Origin of the sequence: Vreelandella halophila, assembly GCF_019903425.1 — a bacterium.
Taxonomy (GTDB): Bacteria; Pseudomonadota; Gammaproteobacteria; order Pseudomonadales; family Oleiphilaceae; genus Halospina; species Halospina halophila.
Genome location: NZ_JACHUZ010000013.1, coordinates 2,587,760 through 2,603,728, shown reverse-complemented (window position 1 = coordinate 2,603,728; position 15,969 = coordinate 2,587,760). Strand labels below are relative to the sequence as shown.

Below are 15,969 nucleotides of genomic sequence, written 5' to 3'. Positions count from 1 at the left end.
GCGGATGCATGTGGCGGTCCTGGGCGCCGGCGTGATCGGCACCACCACGGCCTGGTACCTGCGCGAGGCTGGGCATGATGTGACCGTGGTCGAGCGCCGGGGCGGCCCGGCCGAGGAGACAAGCTTTGCCAATGGGGGCCAGATCTCGGTTTCCCACGCCGAGCCCTGGGCCAGCCCCGGCGCCCCCGCCCAGCTCCTGCGCTGGCTCTTCCGCCCGGATGCGCCCCTGCGCTTCCGGCCGCGCCTGGACCCTCACCAGTGGGCCTGGGGGCTGCGTTTCCTCAATGAATGCCGCAGCCGCCGTTACGTGCGCAACCTTGAGACGGTAGTGCGTCTTGGCCTGCACAGCCGGGCCTGTCTGGCGGATCTGCGTGAGCGTACCGGTATCGCATACCACCAGCGGCGGGAAGGCATTCTCCATTTCTATACCAATCAGAACGTCTACGCCGGCGCCCATGAACCCGCGGCCCGCATGCGTGCCCTGGGTTGCGAGCGCGAGGTCATCGACGTTGCGGAGGCGGTGGCCAGGGAGCGCGCGCTTGCACAGGTGCGGCCGGAGCTGGAGGGGGCCACCTGGACGCCCGGGGATGAGTCCGGCGATGCCCATGTTTTCACCACCGAACTGGCGGCGATGGCAGAGGCGCAAGGCGTGCGTTTTCTGTTCGATACCCATGTGATGGGCCTGGAGACCAGGGGCAGGACGGTAACGGGGGTGCGGCTCAACCAGGCCGGGGCCTTCACCAGCCTGGCCGCGGATGCGGTGGTGGTGGCGCTGGGCAGCTTCTCCGCACCGCTGCTGCGGCCCCTGGGCCTTAACCTGCCGGTGTACCCGGCGCGCGGCTATTCCGTGACGGTGCCGGTGCGGGATCCGGAGCGTGCCTATACCGTCAGCCTCATCGACGATGAGTACAAGCTGGTCTATTCCCGCCTGGGGGATGAGCTGCGTGTGGCCGGGATGGCGGAGATCGACGGCTGGCGCCAGGACATTGACCCGGCACGCTGCCGCCAGATCCTGGACCGGGTGGCCCACTGCTTCCCGGATGCCGGGCACTGGAACCAGGCCCGCTTCTGGGCGGGGCTGCGGCCCACCACGCCCTCAAGCGTGCCCTTTGTCGGCACCACGCCCTGGCAGGGGCTCTACCTGAATACCGGCCACGGGACCCTTGGCTGGACCAATGCCTGTGGCTCGGCGGCCCTTCTGAGGGACCGGGTCGCAGGGGAAGCAGGGCGCTCGGGGCTGGATTACCATGGACGCTGAACGGCCACGACTGCTGTGCCTCTCCGCCTATGAGGCGGCCAGCCATCGCCAGTGGCGTGAGCGGTTGGCGCACGGCCTGCCGGAGTTCGACTGGCAGGCCCTGACGCTGCCGGCTCGCCATTTCCGATGGCGCATCCGTGGCAACCCCTTGAGCTGGTATGACGCCCCGGAACTGCAGCAGGCGCCGGATCTGGTACTGGCCACCAGCATGGTGGACCTGGCGGTGGTGCGTGGCCTGAATCGCGGGATCGCAGCTGCGCCCACCGTGGCCTATTTCCACGAGAACCAGTTTGCCTATCCGGAACAGCGACAACGGGTGGCCAGTAACGAGCCTAAGGTGGTGAACCTGTACACGGCGCTGGCCGCCGATCGCGTGCTGTTCAACAGCGAATGGAACCGGCAGAGCTTTCTGGAAGGCGCTGGCGAGCTGCTCAGGCGCATGCCGGACCGCAAACCGCAAACCGCCGTGACCACCATCGAGGCGCGTTCTCAGGTGGTGCCGGTGCCTGTGCCGGATGAGCGGTTCACGGCGTTGCGGCGGGACTGGCCGGCGGTTCCCCATATGGTCTGGAATCACCGCTGGGAGTACGACAAGGGCCCGGACCGGCTGCTCGCGCTGCTCCGGGCCCTGCGTCGGCGTGGGCAGGCCTTCCGTCTGAGCCTGGTGGGCGAGGGCTTCCGCCAGGCGCCGGAAGCCTTTGCCGGGATCCAGGAGGAGTTCGCCGGGGAGCTGGTCAACCTGGGCTATATGGAGAGCAGGGACGCCTATGACCGGCTTCTGGGCGAGGCGGACATGGTGCTGTCCACCGCGCTGCATGACTTCCAGGGGCTGGCGGTGCAGGAGGCCATGGCGGCCGGCTGTGTCCCCATTGTGCCGGACCGCCTCGCCTATCCCGAGTATGTGCCGGCGGAGCTCCGTTACCCCTCCTACGAGACGGAGCCCGAGCGTGAAGGGGAGGCGGCGGCGCAGTGGCTCATCGCCGTTCTGGCGGGTCCGCGCCTTGGGCTGGAAACCCTGGTGCCGGAGCGCTACCGCCTGAGCCGTGTGATTACGGAATACCGGCAGGTCTTCGGGTCACTGCTCGGGAGCTGAGGCAGCTGCCCCGGCCCAATCCCCCAGGTTCAGGCCCACGGCCTCGGCCACGCTGTTGAAATCCCCGTCTGGCGTGGTCCGGATCTGAAGCGGCTCGCCGGTTACTGGATGCTCGAACGACAGACTTACCGCGCACAGCATCAGCCGGTTCAGGCCGTAATTCTCCCGGAAAAAGCGGTTATGGATGCCCTTGCCGTAGTTCACATCCCCGATCAGCGGGTGGTTGCGGCTCTTGAGGTGGCGTCGCAGCTGGTGGCGGCGGCCCGTGATCGGGCGCAGACGGACCAGGCTGTAGCGGGTATGGGTGTAACGCCCGTCCACGGAGATCGGAATGGAGGTGCAGTCCAGGCGGTGATAGAGGGTCATGGCCGACTGGGGGGCCTTGCGGCGTTTGCGCTTGCGGCTGTCCGGGTCGCGCGGGGCCAGTGGCTGGTCGATGATGCCGCCCAGTGGCGGCCAGCCGCGCACCACTGCCAGGTAGTCCTTACGCACCTGGTGGGCCTGGAAGGCATTGGCCAGTTCACGTGCGGTGTCCGGGTCCAGCGCGAACACCAGAACGCCGGAGGTGGGCTTGTCCAGCCGGTGCACCGGGTACAGGTGCTGCCCGATCTGGTCGCGCAGCAGGGGCAGGGCGATGCGCTGTTCGTGGCGATCCACCTTTGTGGGGTGCACCAGCATGCCCGAGGGTTTGTGCATCGCCACCAGGTGATCGTCCTGGTAGAGGATCCTGAGTGGTTCGCTCTCCTGATGCTCACCGGTTATCATCGTTGCCATGGATCAGGGCTCCCGGACAATCACTGAAATCAATCGGCCCGTGCCGCAGTGTGCAGGCCCCGCCACGGGTGGTGGCGGGTATTGCGCTGTGCACCCGGCGCGGCGTCTGAAGGGCGGAGAGGATATCACAGGCGGGAGCGTCGGTCGGAAGCCGCACCGCTCCGGCTTGGGATCCGCCGCCATGCCCGTCTGCTGACCGAGGGGTGCCATGGGAAACAGGACGTCCATGCCCCGCCGGCTCTGGTGGCTTGTTCTCGGGCTCAGCCTGGCGCTGCACCTGCTGGTTGTCAGCCTTCTCCCTCCCATTCTGCCCCGCGTGCCGGAGGTGGACCCCCTGCAGCGGGATATACGCGTTGCCTTTCCACAACCGGAGCCCGAGCCAGAGCAGGAGCCGGAGGAATCCGAGCCCCCGGAACCGCCTGAGCCGGAACCGGAGCCTGAAAAAGAGCTGGAACCGGACGAACAGCATATGCCCCGGGATACGGATGAGGTGACGGATCTGGATGGCACCAGCATGGATGCGCCCGAGGCTGAGGAGGAGCCCGCCGCGGCGCCGGAAGACCCCCAGGCCCCCGGGGATGCACCCAGCCCCGAAACCTCCGAGACGCCCAGCCGTCCGGAATCCACGGAAGACAGCCAGGAGGGGGCGGGTGAGCAGCGGGAGCCGGAGAGTGGGGCGCCCAGCCCGGATGCGGCCATCCAGGGGGAAGCCCGGAGCGAGCCGGATCCGGACAGTGCCAGTATGTCCCTTGGGCGGGAAGAGCAGGAGCCGGAAACGGCGCCGGAGTCCGGAAAGGGACCTGAAATCGGTGCCGATACGGGCATGGAAGCGCTGGATGAGGGAGAGATGGACGCCATCCGCGGCGAGTCCATGGTCAGCGAGATCGAGGAGCGCCGCATCCGCATGGCCAACGAGTATCTGGCCCGGATGAAGCGCCAGATCATGGCCCGGTGGGAGCAGCCCGAGGGCGCGGAGCCGCGTCATCGTGGCGAAATCCGTTTCTCCGTGGACGCCCAGGGCTATCTTGAGACCTCCCGCGTGCATCTGCCCAGCGGCCACAGCGGTCTGGATGCCAGCGCGCTGCGTGCGGTGCGGTCCGTGGGGCGGTATCGTGTGCCGGATTCGCCCGCCATTGTGCGCCGCTATTACCAGAATCTCCGATTCACCTATTCGGGAGAACCCTTGAACAATGACGACTGAAGCCAGCCCGGCGCTCAGCCTTCTGGAGCGTTCCCTGGATCGGCTTGGGGAGCGGGTCTGCCTTGTTGGCCATGATGGTCCCATGCCCCACTGGCCGCAGTGCCGGGTGCACGCGCTGACCACTCACTACGGTGTGTACCGGCAGGGTGGCGGAGCTGACGGAGGCCGGCTTTTCGGCTATGACGACCCGGAAACGCCAGAGGCTTTCGACACCGTCGTGATCCTTATGCCCAAGGCGCGTTCCGAGTTGACGATGCGCATGGCCTGGGCAGCTGCCCGGCTGGCCAGAGGCGGCGAACTCTGGCTGGTGGGGGCGAAGCGCGAGGGCATTGCACGTGGCAGCCGTCAGTTCCGGGAACGCTTCCCGGCTGCCTTCAGGATTGACAGCGCCCGCCACTGCCAGCTCTGGTGTGCGACGCCGGAGGTTCCGGCAGCACCATTCCGTGTCGGGGACTGGCTCGACTCGGTCCACCTGGAAGCACCGGACGCCGATCTCGAACTCTACAGCCTCCCGGGCCTGTTCAGTGAGGGACGGCTGGATGAGGGAACCCGCCAGTTGCTGGCAACGGTAACGGCAGAGCCGCCCGGGCCGGTCCTGGATCTGGCCTGCGGCAACGGCGTGATCGCCGCCTGGCTGCGCCATTACTGGCCGGGGCTGGCGGTGACACTGGCCGACGTGCACTGGCAGGCCCTGCGTTGTGCCCGGGCTTCCTTTGAGGGCCTGGAAGGAGTGACTGTTGTCGCTTCTGACGGTCTTGCCAGTATCCCGGCGCGTTACGCCAGTATCTTCTGTAACCCGCCCTTCCATCAGGGCCAGAAGAAGGACCTGGATCCGGTCAACCAGTGGTTCCGTGAGTTGCCGCGTTTTCTGGAACCGGGTGCTGAGCTCAGGCTGGTCGCCAATGCCTTCCTGCCGTACCAGGATCCCATGGCCCGGTTTATCGGCCCGGTCCGCACACTGTCGGATGACGGTCGGTTCCGGGTCTATTCAGTGACTCGCAGCATTCATGGGAAAAATGGTGGGAATTGATTGCATTGATTTTAATTATGATGTGAATCCGGATAGAATACTCCGGCGCTCGAGGTACGACTCCTCGAAACAGGGGAGCCGCCGACCAATCGTGTTGTTCCACTCCCGTAATCATAGGTGAATCATGTCGAACTACATGAAGGACATTGAAGAAGCAGCTGCACTGCGCAAGTCGCAGGGCGGCAAATGGGACCACATCACCCCTGAGTATGTGGCCCGCATGCGCGCCCAGAACCGGTTCCAGACCGGCCTGGATATCGCGCGTTACACCGCGAAGATCATGCGCGAGGACATGGCCGAGTACGACAAGGACCACAGCAAGTACACCCAGTCGCTGGGTTGCTGGCACGGGTTCATCGGCCAGCAGAAGATGATGGCCGTCAAGCGCCATCACGGCACCACCAAGCGCAGCTACCTGTATCTGTCCGGGTGGATGGTTGCGGCCATGCGTTCCGAGTTCGGTCCGCTGCCCGACCAGTCCATGCACGAGAAGACGGCGGTTCCGTCCCTGATCGAGGAGCTCTACACCTTCCTCAAGCAGGCGGACGCACGTGAACTCAACCACCTGTTCCACGACCTGGACGCGGCGCGTGAAGCCGGCGACGACAAGAAGGTCCAGGAGCTGATCGACAAGATCGACAACTTTGAGACCCACGTTGTTCCGATCATCGCCGACATCGACGCCGGTTTCGGTAACGAGGAAGCGACCTACCTGCTGTCCAAGAAGATGATCGAGGCGGGCGCCTGCGCCATCCAGATCGAGAACCAGGTCTCCGACGCCAAGCAGTGCGGTCACCAGGCTGGCAAGGTAACCTGCCCCCACGAAGACTTCATCGCCAAGATTAACGCGGTTCGCTATGCGTTCCTCGAGCTGGGTGTTGAAGACGGTGTCATCGTTGCGCGTACCGACTCCCTGGGCGCGGGCCTGACCCACAAGATCCCGGTTTCCCAGGAGCCTGGCGATCTGGCGGCTACCTACACCGGTTTCCTGAAGACCGAGCCGGTCAAGTCTGCGGAAGACGTTCAGGAAGGTGACATGGTCATCAAGAAGAAGGGCGAGCTGCACAAGCCGATGCGCCTGCCCAATGGCCTGTACGAGTTCCAGGAAGGCACCGGCGAAGACCGCGTGGTTCTGGACTGCATCACCAGCCTGAAGAACGGCGCCGACCTGCTGTGGATCGAGACCGAAAAGCCCCACGTCGGCCAGATCGCGGGCATGGTCAACCGCATCAAGGAAGAAGTGCCGGACGCCAAGCTGGTCTACAACAACAGCCCGTCCTTCAACTGGACCCTGAACTTCCGCCAGCAGGTGTTCGATGCCTGGAAGGAAGAAGGCAAGGACGTTTCCCAGTACGACCGCGCCGATCTGATGAACAGCAAGTACGACGACTCCGAACTTGCTGCGGAAGCCGACCGCTGGACCCAGAACTTCCAGAAGGATGGTTCCAAGCACGCGGGCATCTTCCATCACCTCATCACGCTGCCGACCTATCACACCGCGGCCCTGTCCACGGACAACCTGGCCAAGGGCTACTTCGGTGAGGAAGGCATGCTGGCCTACGTGCGTGACGTCCAGCGCCAGGAGATCCGCAAGGGTCTGGCGTGCGTCAAGCACCAGGACATGGCTGGCTCCAACATCGGTGACGACCACAAGGAATACTTCGCGGGCGAAGCTGCCCTGAAGGCCGGTGGTAAAGACAACACCATGAACCAGTTTTAAAACCGGTTCCGGTGCTTGCGGCCCCACGGGGCCGCGCCGATACAGAACCCCCTGTCGGATTCCGGCAGGGGGTTTTTTGTGGGCAGCTGTCCGTTATTCTTGGGGTATTACTGAATCCTGGGAGGTCCGGAGATGTGGCACCTGTTCAGCAGGGAAAAGATGCGGATGGTAACGCCGGAAGAGGCGTTGCCGGGGCGTTCCTCGGAAATGCCGGTCAGCAACCGCCACGCGGTGCTGGGAACCTCCCTGATCCCGCCATTCCCGGATCACTGCCGGGAACTGGTTGTGGGCATGGGCTGTTTCTGGGGCGCGGAGCAGTGCTTCTGGCAGCTGGAGGGCGTGTATACAACGGCGGTGGGCTATGCCGGTGGTTACACCCCCAATCCCACCTATGAGGAGGTGTGTACGGCGCGCACAGGCCATACGGAAGCGGTCAGGGTCATTTATGACCCGGCGGTGATGTCGCTGGAAACGCTCCTTCAGGTCTTCTGGGAGTCCCATGATCCCACCCAGGGGATGCGTCAGGGTAATGATGTGGGAACCCAGTACCGCTCCGCGCTCTATCTTCCGGATGAAGACAGCCTTGGGATTGCGCAGGCCTCAATGGAGGCCTATCAGAAGGCCCTGGATGCGGCCGGCCAGGGGCCTATCACCACCGAGCTGGCGCAGGGCGTGACCTTCTATTATGCGGAGGACTGGCACCAGCAGTACCTGCACAAGAATCCGGGCGGTTACTGCGGGTTGGCGGGTACGGGTGTGCGTTACGCATAAAAAACCCCGTGCGCCAGGGCACGGGGAGGAGGGGTATACCTGTGTGCTTCAGGCAGGGGGTTACTCCTGCGTGTCGGCGCTGTCGGAAGCGGCAGACTGGAAGCGCTGGCGCATGCTGCGAAGCTGCTGCTTCAGGGCGGTCAGCCGTTCGCCGGCCTGCTGGCGGTAGTTGGCCACCAGCGGCTTGAGATCGTTGGTGTAGGAGGCTTCCACCCGGTTCATGAGATAGGCGGACGTCATGTGCGCGTTCCATGACAGGCGCTTGCGCGTGTCGTAGGTGGCCGCGTCCAGGCTGAACATGAACTCCCGGAAGGAGGGGTTCTTCTCACGGATGTCCCGGACCATTTCCTGGAAGGACTCATTTCCCGCATCCCGCGCGCCGAGATCCCTGAGCACACGCTGCAGTTCCTGGTTGGCCTTCTGCCATTGCTGGCTGGTCTGTTCCTGAATCCTGCGTGTCAGATCGCTCATGGTTGTACTCCGACTGTCTGGGGACTTCTCAGCCATGGATCACCTCCATTGCTGCCCTTGAGTTCTATCGTCAGATTAGGGTGAAAAATTAGAATAATCACCCTAATCCGAGTAAAGACTCTAGTCCCGGTAGGCTTCCGGGCTCGGACAGCTGCAGATCAGGTTCCGATCCCCGTAGACGTTGTCCACACGGTTGACGGTGGGCCAGAACTTGCCGTCGCGCACGGACTGGGAGGGGAAGACCCCGAGCTCACGGCTGTAGGGGCGATCCCATTCGTCCACCAGATCGCTCTGGGTATGGGGAGCCTTCACCAGCGGGTTGTTGTCCGCCGGCCATTCGCCGCTGACGACCCGGTCCATTTCCTTGCGGATGCCCTGCATGGCCTCGATGAAGCGGTCGAGCTCCTCGCGGGATTCCGACTCGGTGGGCTCGATCATCAGGGTGCCCGGAACCGGGAAGGACATGGTGGGCGCATGGAAGCCATAGTCCATCAGGCGCTTGGCCACGTCCTCCTCGGTGATACCGGACCATTCCTTGAGCGGGCGAAGGTCGAGGATGCACTCGTGGGCCACCCGGTCATGACGCCCCTTGTAGAGCACGTCGTAGTCGTTCTTCAGGCTGTTGGCGATGTAGTTGGCGCCCAGGATGGCCACTTCCGTGCTGTGACGCAGGCCGTCGCGGCCAAGCAGGCGGTTGTACATCCAGGTGATCGGCAGGATGCCCGCCGAGCCGAAGGGCGTGGACGCCACCGCGCCTTCAGCGGCGCCGCTTTCATTGTGGCCGGGTAGATAGGGGGCCAGGTGTTCGCGGACACCAATGGGGCCCATGCCCGGGCCACCACCGCCGTGCGGGATGGCGAAGGTCTTGTGCAGGTTGAGGTGGGACACGTCGGAGCCCACCAGCGTCGGCTGCACCAGGCCCACCTGGGCGTTGAGGTTGGCGCCGTCCATGTATACCTGGCCACCATGCTCATGCACGATGCGGCAGATCTCGGGACCGCCTTCCTCGTAGACCCCGTGGGTGGAGGGGTAGGTGATCATGCAGGCGGAGAGCTGGTCACCGGCCTTCTCCGCCTTGGCGCGCAGGTCCTCAAGATCCACGTTGCCTTCGTCGTCACAGTCCACGATGACCACTTTCATGCCCATCATGGCCGCAGAGGCAGGGTTGGTGCCGTGCGCCGAGGCCGGGATCAGGCAGACGTCACGATGGCTCTCGCCCTGGGCCTCCTGATAGCGGCGGATGGCCAGCAGGCCGGCGTATTCGCCCTGGGCGCCGGAGTTCGGCTGCAGGGAAAAGGCTTCGTAGCCCGTGATCTCGCGCAGCTGTTCGTCCAGCTGCTCAAGCATCTGCTGGTAGCCCTGGGTCTGTTCCCGGGGTGCAAACGGGTGAATCTCCGCGAACTCCGGCCAGGTGACCGGTTCCATCTGCGCAGCCGCGTTGAGCTTCATGGTGCAGGAACCCAGCGGAATCATGCCGTGGACCAGCGAGAAGTCCCGGTTCTCGAGGCGCCGGATGTAGCGCAGCAGCTCGGTTTCACTGTGGTACCGGTTGAACACCGGGTGGGTGAGAACCGCGTCGCGACGGCGCATGGCATCGGTAATGCCGGTTTCAGCGCCGTTGGTGATGTTCCCGTCCAGGGTTGCCACGGACTGGCCATGGTTGTCGCCCAGGACGATGCGCAGCAGGCGTTCAACGTCTTCTTCCGTGGTGGTTTCATCCAGGCTGATGCCGGTACGGCCGTCACCCAGGGCGCGCAGGTTGCAGCCCTCGGCGTGGGCACGTTCGTGGACGCTGTCGTCCGCCTGGAAGCTCAGGGTGTCGAAGTAGCGCTCCTGCGGGGTCACGCCACCGGCACGCAGGCCCTTCGCGAGAATGGCCGTCAGGCGGTGCACGCGCTCGGCCTGGTTCCGCAGCCCTTCCGGCCCGTGGTAGACGGCATAGAAGGCCGCCAGGTTCGCCAGCAGGGCCTGGGCGGTACAGATGTTGGAGGTGGCCTTCTCGCGGCGGATGTGCTGCTCGCGGGTCTGCATCGCCATGCGGAAGGCGGGTTGGTCGCGGTTGTCCTTCGAGACGCCGATGATCCGGCCGGGAACCTGGCGCTTGAGGTTGTCCCGGGTGGCGAAGAAGGCGGCGTGCGGGCCGCCATAGCCCATGGGCACACCGAAGCGCTGGGCGGAGCCGAAGACCATGTCGGCCCCCAGCTCGCCCGGCGAGCGGAGCATCATCAGCGCGAGAAGATCGGAGGCCACGGCAGTCATGGCGCCCTGATCATTGGCTGTTTTCACCAGCTTATCGAGGTCCGGGATACTGCCGTCGGTGGCCGGGTACTGGAAGGCGGCACCAAAGGGCTGGTGTTCCCCGATCGAGTCAGCGGGGGCGATGACCAGCTCAATGCCCATGTAGTCGGCACGCGTGCGCAGCACATCCAGGGTCTGCGGGTGCAGGTCTTCGGAGGCGAAGAAGACGTTGCTCTTGTTCTTGCGGTTGGCGCGCCGGCACAGGGCCATGGCTTCCGCCGCCGCCGTGGCTTCGTCGAGCAGCGAGGCGTTGGCCAGGTCCAGGCCGGTGAGATCCATCACCATCTGCTGGAAGTTGACCAGTGATTCCATCCGGCCCTGGGAGATCTCCGGCTGGTAGGGCGTATAGGCCGTATACCAGGCCGGGTTCTCGAGGACGTTGCGCTTGATGACCGCGGGAATGCGAGTCGGGTAGTAACCCTGACCGATGTAGGAGCGGAACACCTGGTTGCGCCGGGCCATGTCACGCAGCTCGGCCAGCGCCTCGTGTTCGGCGCGACCGGGCTCCATGGCCAGTTCCGCGGGCATGCGAATGGACCCCGGAATGATCTGGTCAACCAGTTCATTCACGGAGGACAGCCCCAGGGTGGCCAGCATGGCCGACTGATCATCGGCGTCGGGGCCAATGTGCCGGTCGCTGAAGGGCCGGTCGTTCAGCTGGGCCAGTGTTGCTTCGGCCAGGGAAGACTTCGCATTCATGGGGATACCTCCTGGGTCAGGCTTCGTCGGCGACGAGCTCCTGATAGCGCTCGGCCGTGAGGAGTTCGGAGAGTTCGTCCGGGTTGTCCAGCTTGATGCGGACCATCCAGCCGTCCCCGTAGCAGTGTTCGTTCACTGTCTCGGGGGCATCTTCGAGGGCTTCGTTGACGCTCTCGACGGTGCCGCTGATGGGGGAGTAGATGTCGGAGGCCGACTTGACGGATTCCACAACCGCGAGTTCATCGCCCTTGGCAAAGCTCTGGTCGGCTTCGGGCAGTTCCACGAAGACAACATCGCCGAGCTGATCCTGGGCGTGGTCGGTGATGCCCATGGTCACGGTGCCGTCGCCGTTGTCACGGATCCATTCGTGGCTTGGGGTGTAGAGAAGTTCCTCAGGCGTCGCTGTCATCGCTCCATCCTCCTGCGGGGGTCATGGGGTTGTGGTTTTGTGTGTGTTAGATTAACAACGGATTTTCCCACAAACAACGTAAATTTCCTATAGGAAACACGCGAATCATGCCCCAGGACAGCGACAACATGCGTGAACCGCTCCATGAAACCCTCCAGGTCCAGCACGGCGAGACCGAAGCCACGCTGCAGCCGTTGCGCCTGGGCGAGCGGGTCCGCTCCCTGCGCCTGGGCCAGAACCTGACCCTGGAGGAGGCCAGCAAGCTGACGGGGCTGGCGCGTTCCACACTGTCCAAGATCGAGAACGAGCAGATCTCCCCCACCTTCTCGGTCGTGAACAAGCTTGTGACGGGGCTGGGGATCGACCTGCCCCAGCTGTTCACCGAGCCCAGCAACAGCGCCCAGCCCTCCGGCCGGCGGGACATCACGCGCCGGGGCGAGGGCCGGCCGCATCCGACGGCCACCTACGAGCACGAGCTGCTGGCCACGGACCTGAGCCACAAGAAAATGGTGCCCTTTACAACAAGGGTACGTGCGCGGGCGTTTGAGGATTTCCCGGAGTGGATCCGTCACGACGGCGAAGAGTTCCTGTACGTGCTCAGCGGCGCCATCCTGTTCTACACCGAGTTCTACGAGCCGGTCCGCCTGGAGGCCGGGGACAGCGCCTACTACGACTGCACCATGGGCCACATGCTGGTTTCCACGAGCGAAGAGGACGCGGAAGTGCTCTGGGTTACCGCCTGACGGGAAACTTTGTTTCCGATCGGAAATGCGGCACCATGGGTATCATCCGTTCAAGCCGGAACAGGCAAAACAGAAAATCAGGAAACAGGAACAGGAGAGACAGGCTCATGGCGAATGATCAGGCAATGCTCACAACCCCGCTGACGGCCCTTCACGAGGAACTGGGCGCGCGAATGGTGCCCTTCGCCGGGTACAGCATGCCGGTACAGTACCCGACCGGGATCAAGCAGGAGCACCTGCACACCCGGGAAGCGGCGGGGCTTTTTGATGTCTCGCACATGGGGCAGGTCTGGCTCAGCGGCGAGGGCATTGCCGAGGCGCTGGAAGCCATGGTGCCGGCCGACCTGGTCGGGCTGGGCGTGAACCGGCAGCGTTACGGCCTGTTCACCAACGAGAACGGGGGCGTCCTGGACGACCTGATGATCAGCCGCCATGAGGAAGGCTTCTACCTGGTGGTCAACGCGGCCTGCAAGGCCGAGGACATTGCCCACCTGCGCGCCGGCCTGCCGGCCTCCATTACGCTGACCGAGATGGCCGACAGGGCGCTGATCGCCCTTCAGGGTCCGAAAGCCGAGGAGGCACTGGCGAAACTGCAGCCGGAAGTGCGGGAGATGAAATTCATGGACAACCGCCCCATGACGCTGCTCGACAGCCCCGCGATCATTTCCCGCAGCGGCTACACCGGCGAGGATGGTTACGAGATTTCCGTGCCTTCCGACGTCGCGGAAACCCTGGTCCGCCGCCTGCTCGAGGACGAGAATGTGGAGCCGGTGGGGCTGGGCGCCCGCGATTCACTGCGTCTTGAGGCCGGGCTCTGCCTTTACGGCCATGACATCACCACTCGCACCACCCCGGTCGAAGCCTCCCTCGGATGGGCCATCGGCAAGCCACGCCGGCTCGGTGGTGAGCGCGAAGGGGGGTTCCCCGGCGCCCAGCGGGTCCTTGCCCAGATGCGCGAAGGGTCGCTCGAACGCAAGCGCGTTGGCTTGGTAGCCGAGGGCAAGGCGCCGGTGCGCGAAGGCGCGGTTCTCTATGCCGAGGGTGGCGAGGAGCCCATCGGGGAAGTAACCAGTGGCAACTTTGCCGCGAGCGTGGGCGCGCCCATTGCGATGGGGTATGTGCGTGCGGATCTGGCAGAGAAGGGCACCACCGTTGAGGCGGATGTGCGGGGTAAGCGCCGCAGCATGACGGTCTCGGCGATGCCCTTCCTGCGCCCCGGTTACCAGCGCTAGAAAGGCTGGCGGCGGGGTCAGTCGGCCCTGCGGGGCACCAGGTCCAGGCGGTTAAGGGTATCGATGATGGTCTGGGTCTGGTGGTCGATTTCAATGTCCACGTGGTCGCCTTCACCGAGCGTCCCGAAACGCGTCGCCCTGAGTGTCTCCGGAATAAGGTAGACGGCAAAGCCGTCGCCGGTCAGCTCGGCAATGGTGAGGCTGGCTCCATCCACCGCGATGTAGCCCTTGCTGATGAGGTAAGGGCGCCACTTCTGGGGAACGGAAAAGGCGATCCGGCGGTTATTTTCGGGCTCCTCAATTGCGCTGACCCTGGCCATGCAGTGAACATGGCCTGACAGCAGGTGCCCCCCGATCTCATCGCCGATGCGGGCGGCACGCTCGACATTGACCGGATCCCCTTCCTTGAGTCCGCCCAGGGTGGTGACCCTCAGGGTTTCCATCATCACATCAAATGCGGCCCGGTCGCTGTCAGGCCAGGCTTCGGTGACCGTGAGGCAGGCGCCGTTGACGGAGACTGAAGCGCCAATCGCAATGCCATCAATGAAGTCTGCCGGAAACCGCAGCCGGATTCGGTGGAGTCCGGCCAGACGCTCGACGCTCGCAACCTCGGCTATGCCCTGAACGATTCCTGTAAACACGCCACCCCCCGCCCGATCAGATGTGGCCGTGGCCACTGTTGCGTACCCGGCTCAGCGCCCGCAGTACATCACCCCGTGTAATGACCCCAATGACCCGGCTGTTCTCGACCACGGGGTAGATCTTTGGCTTGGCGCCAAGCATTTCCTCGGCCAGATGGGTCACATCCTCATTTGGGCCAACGGAAACGGTCCGCCGCGACATCACATCGCTCACCAGCTGGTGCTCCTGAGCGTAATAGGAGTCGTTGAGCATCTCCTTGATGCAGTCCTGCTCGGTCACAAAGCCGACAAGGCGCTTGTGCTCGTCCAGAACTGGCGCGCCCAGCTCTTCCTGCTTGACCAGTGTGGCCGCCACTTTTTCGATCGGGTCAGAAGGAGAGAACCAGAGTGACAGTGAACGCATGTAGTCGCGTACCAGGATCTTGGGTGTGGTCGTCATGGAGCCTTGCCTCTGTAAAAGTTTGTTCCACGGCCTTCAGGGTGAATCAGAATACGCTACGCTGCCAATACATGCTAGGACATGGGACTGGCATTCAAGACCCGACGGAATCAGCCGTTAACCAGTGAGGGTACAGGTACGCGGAGAATGGGATGGCGCAGCATCAGCCTGAACGGGCGGAGGAACCGCGGGTTCATCCTGGCGGTAGACTGGAGCCGGTTCCTGAATCGGAAACGCCCGAATGGAATCAGTCGGTGGATGCCGGGATCCCGTGGGGCGAAGGGGATGGGGATACGGCCAGCGGTGAGGAGGCGTCACCAGACGCAGCTACCGAAGAAGCTCTCCAGGCGGCACGAGAGGCGTCGCGCAATCGCCAGCAACGCCGTCGCCGGTTGCTGCACGACTGTGAGCGTCTGCTTCTTTTGGATTTCGATACTCTTGCCATGCCAGGGTGGCCAGACCATCACCAACTGAATCTGGCGCGGCGTCGGCGCGACAGCTGGCTGCTGCTTGTGAGCGTACTTGCCGCCGTGGTTCTGGCGGGCATGGGTAACCTGGTGCCGGCGTTAATCGGGGGGGTGGCCTTTGGCGGCCTGGCGCTGGTTGCGCTCTGGGGGCTGCCGGGCGTGCGCCATGTTTTTACCCATCACCCCTCCTATATGGAGCTATTGCTGAAACGGCGGCGCCTGCTGCACCGGGCCCGCAAACATGTTGAACACCTGGAGGGGCCCATAGGCCTGGCGGCTGCATGCCGCCCGCTGGCCGAGTATAATCCGGCCCTGCGTCGCAGCCGGTACACCGGCCTCTACAGCCTTTCCGAGAGAGGTCAGCTGGTGGACAGCATCCGGAACCGGGCGCAGGCTCAGCTCTATCTCATTTTTGCTCTGGAAGCGGAAAAGGCCTATAACCGTCTGCGTGAGGAATACCTGCGCACCCACGAGCAGATGCTGGATCAGGGAGAGGTAGAGCCGCTGGATGCAGCTGCCCAGGCTACCGATCCCAGCCTGGTGCCTGTGCCGGAGTCGGATCCGGGCGCCGGGGCCCCTGAATCCGCAGATGGCGAGTGAAAGGATACCACCGGGGCAGCTCCGGCTACGGTGGATGCAGGCAACCCGTCCGTTCGTCTTGACACCTTTCCGGCTCAAACGTATGTTTCAAACAATTGTTTGGTCAAACGTTTGAGCGGGATT

Annotated in this window: 15 protein-coding genes; 9 read left to right on the top strand and 6 right to left on the bottom strand. The window is 64.2% G+C overall.

Annotation, left to right across the window (positions count from 1 at the left end):
* Window positions 1-4: 4 nt before the first annotated feature.
* A complete protein-coding gene (locus tag H4I92_RS16400) occupies window positions 5-1,258 on the top strand; it encodes a D-amino acid dehydrogenase (RefSeq protein ID WP_077531585.1) in 1,254 nt (417 codons plus the stop codon).
* On the top strand, window positions 1,248-2,351 hold the full coding sequence (locus H4I92_RS16395) for a tRNA-queuosine alpha-mannosyltransferase domain-containing protein (protein WP_077531584.1): 1,104 nt from the start codon (window positions 1,248-1,250) through the stop codon (window positions 2,349-2,351). The genes H4I92_RS16400 and H4I92_RS16395 overlap by 11 nt, the downstream gene beginning before the upstream one ends.
* Here the strand turns inward: H4I92_RS16395 and H4I92_RS16390 are convergent.
* The gene (locus H4I92_RS16390) at window positions 2,334-3,125 is read right to left on the bottom strand and encodes a pseudouridine synthase (RefSeq protein WP_218668241.1); all 792 of its coding nucleotides are present in this window, start codon (window positions 3,123-3,125) and stop codon (window positions 2,334-2,336) included. The two genes, H4I92_RS16395 and H4I92_RS16390, sit on opposite strands and share 18 nt — an antisense overlap.
* Before the next feature lie 208 nt (window positions 3,126-3,333).
* On the opposite strand from H4I92_RS16390, the gene H4I92_RS16385 reads away from it, so the two are divergent.
* The 4 genes from H4I92_RS16385 to msrA all read left to right on the top strand — a co-directional run bounded on the left by H4I92_RS16385 (window position 3,334) and on the right by msrA (window position 7,847).
* A complete protein-coding gene (locus tag H4I92_RS16385) occupies window positions 3,334-4,326 on the top strand; it encodes an energy transducer TonB (protein ID WP_223073632.1) in 993 nt (330 codons plus the stop codon).
* Window positions 4,316-5,356, top strand: coding sequence for a class I SAM-dependent methyltransferase (locus H4I92_RS16380; RefSeq protein ID WP_077531581.1), 1,041 nt, complete (start codon window positions 4,316-4,318; stop codon window positions 5,354-5,356). Before H4I92_RS16385 ends, H4I92_RS16380 begins: the two co-directional genes overlap by 11 nt.
* Before the next feature lie 124 nt (window positions 5,357-5,480).
* Window positions 5,481-7,076, top strand: coding sequence for an isocitrate lyase (locus H4I92_RS16375; protein WP_077531580.1), 1,596 nt, complete (start codon window positions 5,481-5,483; stop codon window positions 7,074-7,076).
* Window positions 7,077-7,208: 132 nt separating this feature from the next.
* On the top strand, window positions 7,209-7,847 hold the full coding sequence (msrA, locus tag H4I92_RS16370; protein ID WP_077531579.1) for a peptide-methionine (S)-S-oxide reductase MsrA: 639 nt from the start codon (window positions 7,209-7,211) through the stop codon (window positions 7,845-7,847).
* 60 nt (window positions 7,848-7,907) lie between these two features.
* Here msrA and H4I92_RS16365 read toward each other — a convergent pair whose 3' ends face one another.
* The 3 genes from H4I92_RS16365 to gcvH all read right to left on the bottom strand — a co-directional run bounded on the left by H4I92_RS16365 (window position 7,908) and on the right by gcvH (window position 11,724).
* Complete coding sequence (locus H4I92_RS16365; RefSeq protein WP_077531578.1) at window positions 7,908-8,318, bottom strand: hypothetical protein; 411 nt, start codon at window positions 8,316-8,318, stop codon at window positions 7,908-7,910.
* Window positions 8,319-8,438: 120 nt separating this feature from the next.
* Window positions 8,439-11,315: an aminomethyl-transferring glycine dehydrogenase gene (gcvP, locus tag H4I92_RS16360; protein WP_077531577.1), complete on the bottom strand. Its 2,877-nt coding sequence runs from the start codon at window positions 11,313-11,315 to the stop codon at window positions 8,439-8,441.
* A 16-nt stretch (window positions 11,316-11,331) separates the two neighbouring features.
* Window positions 11,332-11,724, bottom strand: coding sequence for a glycine cleavage system protein GcvH (gcvH, locus tag H4I92_RS16355; RefSeq protein ID WP_077531576.1), 393 nt, complete (start codon window positions 11,722-11,724; stop codon window positions 11,332-11,334).
* Between the two features lie 107 nt (window positions 11,725-11,831).
* Between gcvH and H4I92_RS16350 the strand changes: the two genes are divergently transcribed.
* The gene (locus tag H4I92_RS16350; RefSeq protein WP_077531575.1) at window positions 11,832-12,467 is read left to right on the top strand and encodes a helix-turn-helix domain-containing protein; all 636 of its coding nucleotides are present in this window, start codon (window positions 11,832-11,834) and stop codon (window positions 12,465-12,467) included.
* 107 nt (window positions 12,468-12,574) lie between these two features.
* The gene (gene gcvT, locus H4I92_RS16345) at window positions 12,575-13,699 is read left to right on the top strand and encodes a glycine cleavage system aminomethyltransferase GcvT (protein WP_077531574.1); all 1,125 of its coding nucleotides are present in this window, start codon (window positions 12,575-12,577) and stop codon (window positions 13,697-13,699) included.
* Between the two features lie 17 nt (window positions 13,700-13,716).
* Here the strand turns inward: gcvT and H4I92_RS16340 are convergent, their stop codons facing one another.
* A complete protein-coding gene (locus H4I92_RS16340; RefSeq protein WP_077531818.1) occupies window positions 13,717-14,340 on the bottom strand; it encodes a riboflavin synthase subunit alpha in 624 nt (207 codons plus the stop codon).
* Between the two features lie 16 nt (window positions 14,341-14,356).
* A complete protein-coding gene (locus H4I92_RS16335) occupies window positions 14,357-14,779 on the bottom strand; it encodes a CBS domain-containing protein (protein WP_077531573.1) in 423 nt (140 codons plus the stop codon).
* 152 nt (window positions 14,780-14,931) lie between these two features.
* Here H4I92_RS16335 and H4I92_RS16330 point away from each other — a divergent pair, with 152 nt between their 5' ends.
* Entirely contained in the window at window positions 14,932-15,846 is a 915-nt protein-coding gene (locus H4I92_RS16330; protein ID WP_077531572.1) for a hypothetical protein, read from the top strand.
* Window positions 15,847-15,969 lie beyond the last annotated feature (123 nt).

What these genes read in the sequence shown, in the direction of transcription:
- H4I92_RS16400 (WP_077531585.1), top strand. Translation starts at nt 5, where the DNA reads ATGCATGTGGCGGTCCTGGGCGCCGGCGTGATCGGCACCACCACGGCC.
- H4I92_RS16395 (WP_077531584.1), top strand. Translation starts at nt 1,248, where the DNA reads ATGGACGCTGAACGGCCACGACTGCTGTGCCTCTCCGCCTATGAGGCG.
- H4I92_RS16390 (WP_218668241.1), bottom strand. Translation starts at nt 3,125, where the DNA reads ATGGCAACGATGATAACCGGTGAGCATCAGGAGAGCGAACCACTCAGG.
- H4I92_RS16385 (WP_223073632.1), top strand. Translation starts at nt 3,334, where the DNA reads ATGGGAAACAGGACGTCCATGCCCCGCCGGCTCTGGTGGCTTGTTCTC.
- H4I92_RS16380 (WP_077531581.1), top strand. Translation starts at nt 4,316, where the DNA reads ATGACGACTGAAGCCAGCCCGGCGCTCAGCCTTCTGGAGCGTTCCCTG.
- H4I92_RS16375 (WP_077531580.1), top strand. Translation starts at nt 5,481, where the DNA reads ATGTCGAACTACATGAAGGACATTGAAGAAGCAGCTGCACTGCGCAAG.
- msrA (WP_077531579.1), top strand. Translation starts at nt 7,209, where the DNA reads ATGTGGCACCTGTTCAGCAGGGAAAAGATGCGGATGGTAACGCCGGAA.
- H4I92_RS16365 (WP_077531578.1), bottom strand. Translation starts at nt 8,318, where the DNA reads ATGAGCGATCTGACACGCAGGATTCAGGAACAGACCAGCCAGCAATGG.
- gcvP (WP_077531577.1), bottom strand. Translation starts at nt 11,315, where the DNA reads ATGAATGCGAAGTCTTCCCTGGCCGAAGCAACACTGGCCCAGCTGAAC.
- gcvH (WP_077531576.1), bottom strand. Translation starts at nt 11,724, where the DNA reads ATGACAGCGACGCCTGAGGAACTTCTCTACACCCCAAGCCACGAATGG.
- H4I92_RS16350 (WP_077531575.1), top strand. Translation starts at nt 11,832, where the DNA reads ATGCCCCAGGACAGCGACAACATGCGTGAACCGCTCCATGAAACCCTC.
- gcvT (WP_077531574.1), top strand. Translation starts at nt 12,575, where the DNA reads ATGGCGAATGATCAGGCAATGCTCACAACCCCGCTGACGGCCCTTCAC.
- H4I92_RS16335 (WP_077531573.1), bottom strand. Translation starts at nt 14,779, where the DNA reads ATGACGACCACACCCAAGATCCTGGTACGCGACTACATGCGTTCACTG.
- H4I92_RS16330 (WP_077531572.1), top strand. Translation starts at nt 14,932, where the DNA reads ATGGCGCAGCATCAGCCTGAACGGGCGGAGGAACCGCGGGTTCATCCT.